Origin of the sequence: Mesorhizobium sp. M1342 (assembly GCF_040317955.1) — a bacterium.
Classification (GTDB): domain Bacteria; phylum Pseudomonadota; class Alphaproteobacteria; order Rhizobiales; family Rhizobiaceae; genus Mesorhizobium.
Genome location: NZ_JAMYLI010000007.1, coordinates 245,435 through 252,502, shown reverse-complemented (window position 1 = coordinate 252,502; position 7,068 = coordinate 245,435). Strand labels below are relative to the sequence as shown.

General features: G+C 61.6%; 5 protein-coding genes and 1 tRNA gene. 5 read left to right on the top strand and 1 reads right to left on the bottom strand.

The annotated features are described in order from the left end of the window. On the bottom strand, positions 1-1,247 hold a 1,247-nt coding region (locus NKH06_RS09865; RefSeq protein ID WP_352892883.1), incomplete at its 3' end, for a PAS domain-containing protein. A gap of 246 nt (positions 1,248-1,493) precedes the next feature. On the opposite strand from NKH06_RS09865, the gene NKH06_RS09860 reads away from it, so the two are divergent. The 5 genes from NKH06_RS09860 (at position 1,494) to NKH06_RS09840 (ending at position 7,062) form a co-directional block, all read left to right on the top strand. After that, positions 1,494-1,952: a phasin gene (locus NKH06_RS09860; RefSeq protein ID WP_013530255.1), complete on the top strand. Its 459-nt coding sequence runs from the start codon at positions 1,494-1,496 to the stop codon at positions 1,950-1,952. 358 nt (positions 1,953-2,310) lie between these two features. Then, positions 2,311-2,387: transfer RNA gene (locus tag NKH06_RS09855), tRNA-His, on the top strand. A gap of 515 nt (positions 2,388-2,902) precedes the next feature. After that, positions 2,903-5,452 carry a caspase family protein gene (locus NKH06_RS09850; protein WP_023809172.1) on the top strand — a complete coding sequence of 850 codons (2,550 nt, stop codon included), beginning with the start codon at positions 2,903-2,905 and terminating at the stop codon, positions 5,450-5,452. Between the two features lie 17 nt (positions 5,453-5,469). Next, complete coding sequence (locus NKH06_RS09845; protein ID WP_245273064.1) at positions 5,470-5,769, top strand: hypothetical protein; 300 nt, start codon at positions 5,470-5,472, stop codon at positions 5,767-5,769. A gap of 186 nt (positions 5,770-5,955) precedes the next feature. Next, complete coding sequence (locus NKH06_RS09840) at positions 5,956-7,062, top strand: OmpA family protein (protein WP_023809170.1); 1,107 nt, start codon at positions 5,956-5,958, stop codon at positions 7,060-7,062. Positions 7,063-7,068 lie beyond the last annotated feature (6 nt).

Here is a 7,068-nt window from a genome sequence, read left to right as displayed (position 1 = left end):
CACCTGTTATGGGGCGTTTGGTGGAGCCCGTATATCGCGCGGGTGGGGTCTAGGCCTATTGTAGCGGCTAAATCCCTTATGGGGGGGCCGATCACGTCGGCCCCCGGCTTGCCAACGATGTCGGCGAATTCCGGCGACAGCGCGCTGAACTTGCCTTCGGCATCGGTGCGCCAGACGAAACGCACCGGCGCCGCGGCGCGGTCCATCGCCGAGACGGTCGTCGGCGTGGCCGCGGAAGTGGACTGGATTTCCAGGGCCGCCGGTTCGGCCGGAGCTTCAGGTCCGGGCGCGGCGGGTCGCGGCGCCTGTTGCCCTCCGTCCTCGCCGGCGTTGAAGTACCAATGGTCGTGCTGCGCCGGCGTGCGCTCCAATGCCGGCTGATCGCTATTGGCCGCTGTCGGCGTCTGTACGGTCGCGTCGGCGATCGCATGCGGCCGCGATCCGGCGACGTCCTCGGTCGGCAACGCGGCGCCTGGTTCGTCGGTCGGTGTCTGGCGACCCTGTTCCGGCTGGGAAGCCGCATCGCCAGCAGGTGCCCCCTCGGCAATGGTTTGTGTAGGATGTTCGCCCGCGGGGGCGGTGTCGTCGAGCTGGTCCTCGTCGATCACCACCAGCAGATGCCGCTCCTCGGTTAATCTTGCCAGCCCAGCCGGATAGGAGGCCGTGCCGCCGGGGACAAGGCGCTTGACGATGCGGTCGCTCTCGGCTGCGACGTCGGCAACCAGTGCCGCCAGCGTCTCCGGCAGGATGCCAAGCGCCGAAAATCCCTCCGAGGCCGCCTCGACGTTGCCCCGGGCATCGACAAAGGCGATGAAATGACCATCCTCGGTGAAGCCGCTAATGGCGCGCGCGGCGATTTCGCCGGCACTGCGCGAGCCCGTCTGAGCCGCCGGCACTGCCAGCATGATAGCCTTTTCGGCGTCCGGCATGGTCACCGCACTGGCCAGGAAGCCGACGGCGCGGCTGGTCATTCCGGTCGCCAGCCGCACCATGATGGCGCGGTCACTGCCAATCTCGGGAAATCCGCTGGTCGCCATGATCTGGCGCCTGGCGATCACGGGCAACTGCGCCGAGGCGCCGATGATCGCCTCGATGTCGGGATAACCGAACATCGCGGCTCCTGGCCCGTTGGCCCAGATCACCTGCTCCAGATCCGCCGACAGGATCGCGATCGCGTCGCCTGCCGCAAAGCGCTGGCGGACCGCGTCGAGCACGGCGACATCGAGGAAGGAATATTCGGACGGCATGCGCTTGGCGGACCTCACGGGCGGCGATTTTGCAGTTAACGCTTTGTTAATAAAAGCCGGAGGCGCGAAGGTCCACAAGCCAGAACGTGCAAAGGCTGGAATCTGGGCTCTTGGTTAACGGCCCAAAGAAATTTATGGTGCACTGCAACAAAGATATTGCAATGCACAAAATTTGCCTTTATATTGCCATCATACATGAACGAGACGGCTTTCTGTCAAAGCCGCTGCCGCTGAAAAGGATGGAAAATGTCCAGGACCAAGACCGCCGAGACGATCGAAAACGTTGAATTCCCGAGCTTCGACGCTTCCAAGGCCACCGACCAGATCCGCGCTTTCGCCGAAAAGGGCGTTGAGCAGTCGAAAGAGGCCTACGCCAAGCTGAAGACCGGCGCCGAGGAGACCCAGAAGGCTCTGGAGTCGACCTACGAGACCGCCAAGACCGTTTCCAACGACCTGTCGCTCAAGACCATCTCCGCTTTGCGTGCCAATGCCGAGGCCGGTTTTTCCCACCTCGAGGCCCTGATCGGCGCCAAGTCGCTGTCGGAAGTCGTCGAGCTGCAGACCGCCTTCCTGCGCAAGCGCGTCGAATCGACCGTCGAGCAGGCCAAGGACTTCCAGGCCGTTGCCTCCAAGGCGGCCGAGGACGTCTCCAAGCCGATCAAGACCGCCTTCGAGAAGGCGATGAAGGAAATCAAGGTTGCCTAACATTTGCGCATGATCGGAAGATGCAACAAAAGGTCGCATTTTCTTAAAAACGATCAGGTGTATGATGGCAGCCATCAAGGAATACCCGGTGAGTGGAACCTCCTCCCTCTGCTCCCCGGGGTGACCAGCCAGCACCTCCTCCCGCTGGCTCGTAACAGGAAAAGGCCGGCACCTCCTCCCGCCGGCCTTTTTCTTTGTCCGGCGCCTGGTCTTCTTGCCAGGCAAATGCCGCGTCGATGTGGGGAAGTGACCTTTGCTTTCCAAAAGCCTTGAATTAGAATCCATAAGCCCGTAAGGACGCATCGCCGAACGACAGAGCGGGCGGATGAGTTTCTGTTTCGATCCGCTCGGGCAACGTGCCGTTGTAGCTCAGATGGTTAGAGCGCCGGATTGTGGATCCGGAGGTCGCTGGTTCGATCCCAGCCAACGGTACCATCGGTTTTCCAGTAAGTAATTGAATTTATTGTAAAAGTTTACCTTTGGGACATAATTTGTATCACAGTAGGTCTCACAATGTGTATCACAAATAGGAACTGGGTGCGCTCGGAAGCGACGCGAAGTGATTGATACCAAAAAGCTTTTTTGCGACACGCGATGATCATTGTCGGAAACCGCAGGATTCTTGGCGAAGAAAATCGAACCGGAAAGGCTTCGGTGGACCGCTTCCCGTCCACCGTGGGAGCCGATGGATGGCATCAGGCGCACCCGTCGTTGGATTGGGACTTGGCGGGTGCGTCGGATCCAGACAGCCATGCCGGCGCCGTTTGACACTCATTGCGGATGGCTCGGCTCTGAGGTAATTTAGATCCTGATCGGATGGGAAAGTGCCTGCTGTCGCGACGGTTTTTTGTTTTCTGTTCCTGTCTCGGCTGATTGTGAGCTCTTTAACAGCCTTGATACCGCAACCTTGGGGGCTTGTGGTCATCAGGTAGCGACGGTGGAAACAGGCCATGCTCCGACTTTGCGGATTCATCGCGGTCTTCTTCGTAGCGGCCCTTACGACCTTCGATGCGTCGGCCGATCGACGGGTCGCCCTGGTGATCGGCAATTCCGACTACCGGCAATTCCCGGCGCTGAAGAACCCGGTCAAGGATGCCGAGGACGTCTCCAAGACGTTTCGACTGGCAGGGTTCGAAGTTTTCGTTGCAAGCAATCTCACCAAGCTGCAGTTCGAAGAGCAGTTCCGCAATTATCTTGCCGCGATCGATGGCGCCGACCTCGCCGTCGTCTACTATTCCGGTCACGGTTTCCAGATCGGCGGCGAAAACTTCCTGATTCCCGTCGATGCCTCGTTGAAGCAGGCGGCGGACATCGAGGTCCAGGCCATCAAGCTCAACGATGTCCTGGAACAGATGCGTTCGAAATCGAAGATCCAGGTGATCGTCCTCGATGCCTGCCGCAACAATCCGTTCCCGCGCAAGAATTACTGGCTGAGAGACCAGCTTATCACCTCCGGCAACGCCGGGCTCGCGCAGGTCAGAAGCTCGCTGAACACGCTCATTGCCTTTGCCACCGAGCCTGGGGCGGCGGCCTATGACGGCAGCGGCGACCTCAGTCCGTTTTCGGCGGCGTTTTCCCGTCGCGCGCTGGCCCCGAACCAGGAGATCCGCACGGTCATGGCGGCGGTGCGCCGGGATGTGGTGGAGGCAACAAAAGGCCTGCAGGTTCCCTGGGAGAACTCGTCGCTGATCGACGAAGTGGTGCTGATGCGCCGCAGCAACCGCCCCTCGCTGCCGCCGGTGCTGGAGAAAATCGTGTTGTCGGGAGTGGGCCCAGTCGATCTCGGCCTGCCGGAACCGGTCGATGTCGACGGCGGAACGATCACCGTGAGCATCGAGAGACCACCTGCTCTCGGCCGCCTCATGCTGGACGGCGAACCTGTCGAGGTTGGCGAACCGATCCAGGGCAAGGACCTGCCGCGTTTGCAGATGGATGTGCCCAAGGGGGTCGACGCGCAGGACGAGGTGGATATGCTGGCCTACGCCACGCATGACAATTGGGGCGGTCAAAGCCAGGGCATCCTGGTGTTCCGGGTCAAAAGCGGCGAAGGCGCCCATGGCGAACAGGTCATGGCCTCGCTCGCGGCCGAGCAAAAGCAACAGGTGGTGGAGCGCGGCATTCATATCACAGGTGCCGCCGAGGCGATCGAAAACCGTGACATTGATGTTCCCGTTGGCGTGGGCCCGGTTGCGCTTAACCTGGATTTCCCGACCGACGATCCCGCGGTCAGTCTCAAAGTTTCGGCATATCCCGCGACAGGAACCCTTTCGCTCCCCGACAGAACCCTGTCACCTCAGTCCAGCCTGATGGCCGCTGAAGTCGACCGCCTGCGCTACGAACCTCAGATCGGCGTAGCCGCGCCGGTCGAGGTCGGCTTCGAAATCCGTGCGGACAGCAGTTCGTCCAAGCCCGCCACGATGAAACTGTCGCCAACCGTCGATCCGTGCGACTCCGCCGCCGGCGAGCCTCTGGACCTGCAAGGCGTCGTTCCCGGCCTGCTGCCGAACGAAATCGGCGCCGGCGCCGTGGAGGTTTGCGAAGCCGCTGTGAAGGCTTATCCCGATGTCCCACGCTTCCGCTACGAACTGGGGCGCGCGCTGCTCGCAACTGGCAAGGTCGAGGAAGCGAAGACAGCCATCGAGGAGGCCGCCAAGAAGGGACATGTGCGTGCTGTGTTCGAACTCGGCTACATGTATGCGACGGGAACCGGTCTGGTCATCGACCGCACGCAGGCCAACGCGCTTTACGCCGCGGCATCCGACAAGGGCGATCCCTACGGCATGACGTCGTGGGGCCGCGCCTTGTTCAATGGCTATGGCGTCAAGCCTGATACCGCCAAAGGTCTGGACCTGCTGCTCAAGGCGGCCGCGATGGGGCACACCTATGCCATGAACGATCTCGCCGCGATCTTCACGGAAGGCCGCAACGGCGTGACCGCCGACCCGGCCCGTGCAGTTGCCTTCCTGGAGGCCGGCGTCCAGCGACAGGACATGTATTCTATGAACCTTCTCGGCCGTAACTACCTGGCCGGCGTGGGTGTCGAAAAGGACCCCAAGCAGGCGCAGGGGCTATTCCAGAAGGCTATGGATCTAGGCCAGCCCTACGCTCCGGCCAGCCTTGCGCGCATGTACCGGGATGGCGTTGGTGTCGAGCAAAACCTCGACGAAGCGCAAAGACTGTTCGAGTTGGCCACGGCACGCGGCGATCAGTCCGGCGCATATGATCGCGCAGCGCTCGAAATGCAGAAGGGCGCCAATGCCGACCAGACGATAGCGGTGCGCTATCTGGCCTTTGCGGTCGCGCTTGATCTTCGCAAGGAATTGCCGGGTGCCCAGACGACGCTGACGAAATTCGAAGTGAAGACGAAAACGGCCGCGCTCAAGCAATTGCGTGGCGAACTCAAGTCGAAGATCCCGGCGAAGGGCTCGCTTGACGACCAACTGGTCAATGCGGCCAGAGCGGTCTGGGAGCAAGCCAATCCGCGTCGGGACTTGTTTTGATCAGTGAGGAGGCAATCGTGGGCAGGGCAGTGAAGCAGGCATTGATCGCCACAGTTCTATCCGGCGCTCTGGTGGCAGTAGCGGGCTGCATGTCCGTTGCGCCCGCGCCCAAGGCCGAACCGACGGTGACGACGACAAAGCACAGGCCGAAGCTCATTCGCACGACGACCACGCCAAAGATCACCAGGCAGAAGAAGGCTATCGCCAAGAAACTCGTCGAACCGACTGAGGAAACCGCACCTGTCGTCGTTCCACCTTTGGGCGGCGGCAATGGCGGCACCGGTGGCACTGGTGGCGGAGGCGGCGGCTGGGGATAATGCTAACAGCAGGTCAGGGTTTCGCGGCACCGCTCGCCGAGGCCGCCTGCCACCATTTGACACGCCAACTCTGCCCCCGGACCTTGACCGGAAGACCGGCTGCAACTGCTCGCCAACCAGCCGCAAGTGCTCTATGCTCTCGCCAGGTGTCGTGTCGATACGGTGGTCCTGGTCAGGGGGCGTTCCATGTTCGAAGTCGTCGCATTCTGGTGGAAGACGAGGCTGAAAGGCCCCGCCACACGAGGTCTTGGCCTGATCGTCGCGCTTTCCGGCTTGCTGCTACTCGCATCGCAAGCCGCCAACGCAGCGCCGAACTGGACGCTTGATCCCACGGCTTCGGTGATCACCTACCAGTCGGTGAAGAAAAACACGATCGTCGAGACAAACAAGATCAGGAACATCACCGGCACGCTCAGCTCGGCGGGTGATGCCAAGGTCACCTTCGACCTCAATTCGGTCGATACCGGCGTCGACCTGCGCAATGTCCGCATGCGCTTCCTGTTTTTCGAGACATTCAAATACCCGACGGCCGAGCTGACGGCCAATGTGGATCCCGCCGCATTCGCCGATCTCGCGACAAAACGCAGGGTGAAGTCGACGCTGCCTTTCCGTCTCAATCTGCACGGCGTCGACAAGGACCTCGAGGCCAGCATCGTCGTCACCATGATCAGTGACGACATGGTCTCCGTTGCTTCGGAAGCTCCCGTCGCGGTTCACGTGGAGGATTTCGGCTTGCTGCCGAACGTGGACAAACTCCAGCAGGCGGCCAACGTCACCAACATCGTGCCCACCGCGTCGGTGTCGTTCGATTTCGTCTTCACCGCCGACGGCAGCAAGCCCGCTGCAACCCAGACCGCCGCGGCGAGTTCGACCGATGTAGGTCCCGTTGCCACCGACGCCGCCAAGGCGAACTTCAGCGATGAGGAATGCTTGAACAGGTTTGCCGTGCTCTCACGCACCGGCGCCATCTACTTCCGGCCGGCCAGCGCGCGGCTCGATGCGAAAAGCCGCCCATTGCTGACGGAGGTCGAAGGTGTCGTTGGCAAATGCCCAAGCCTGAAGGTCGAGATCTCCGGCTATACCGATTCCGATGGATCGCCGGACGCAAACAAGCAGTTGTCGGAGCGGCGCGCCCACGCGGTTGCCGACGCCTTGATTGCCGAGGGTATTCCGCGCAATCAGGTCAGCGCCGCCGGCTATGGCGAGGAGCGGCCGGTTGCCGCCAACGATACGCCGAAGAACAAGGCGCTCAATCGGCGGATCGAGTTTTCCGCCACCAAGCCCGTGAACTGAGGTTCC

Bases quoted from the DNA above. Each gene is read 5' to 3' on its own strand.
- NKH06_RS09860 (WP_013530255.1), top strand. From the start codon at position 1,494: ATGTCCAGGACCAAGACCGCCGAGACGATCGAAAACGTTGAATTCCCG.
- NKH06_RS09850 (WP_023809172.1), top strand. From the start codon at position 2,903: ATGCTCCGACTTTGCGGATTCATCGCGGTCTTCTTCGTAGCGGCCCTT.
- NKH06_RS09840 (WP_023809170.1), top strand. From the start codon at position 5,956: ATGTTCGAAGTCGTCGCATTCTGGTGGAAGACGAGGCTGAAAGGCCCC.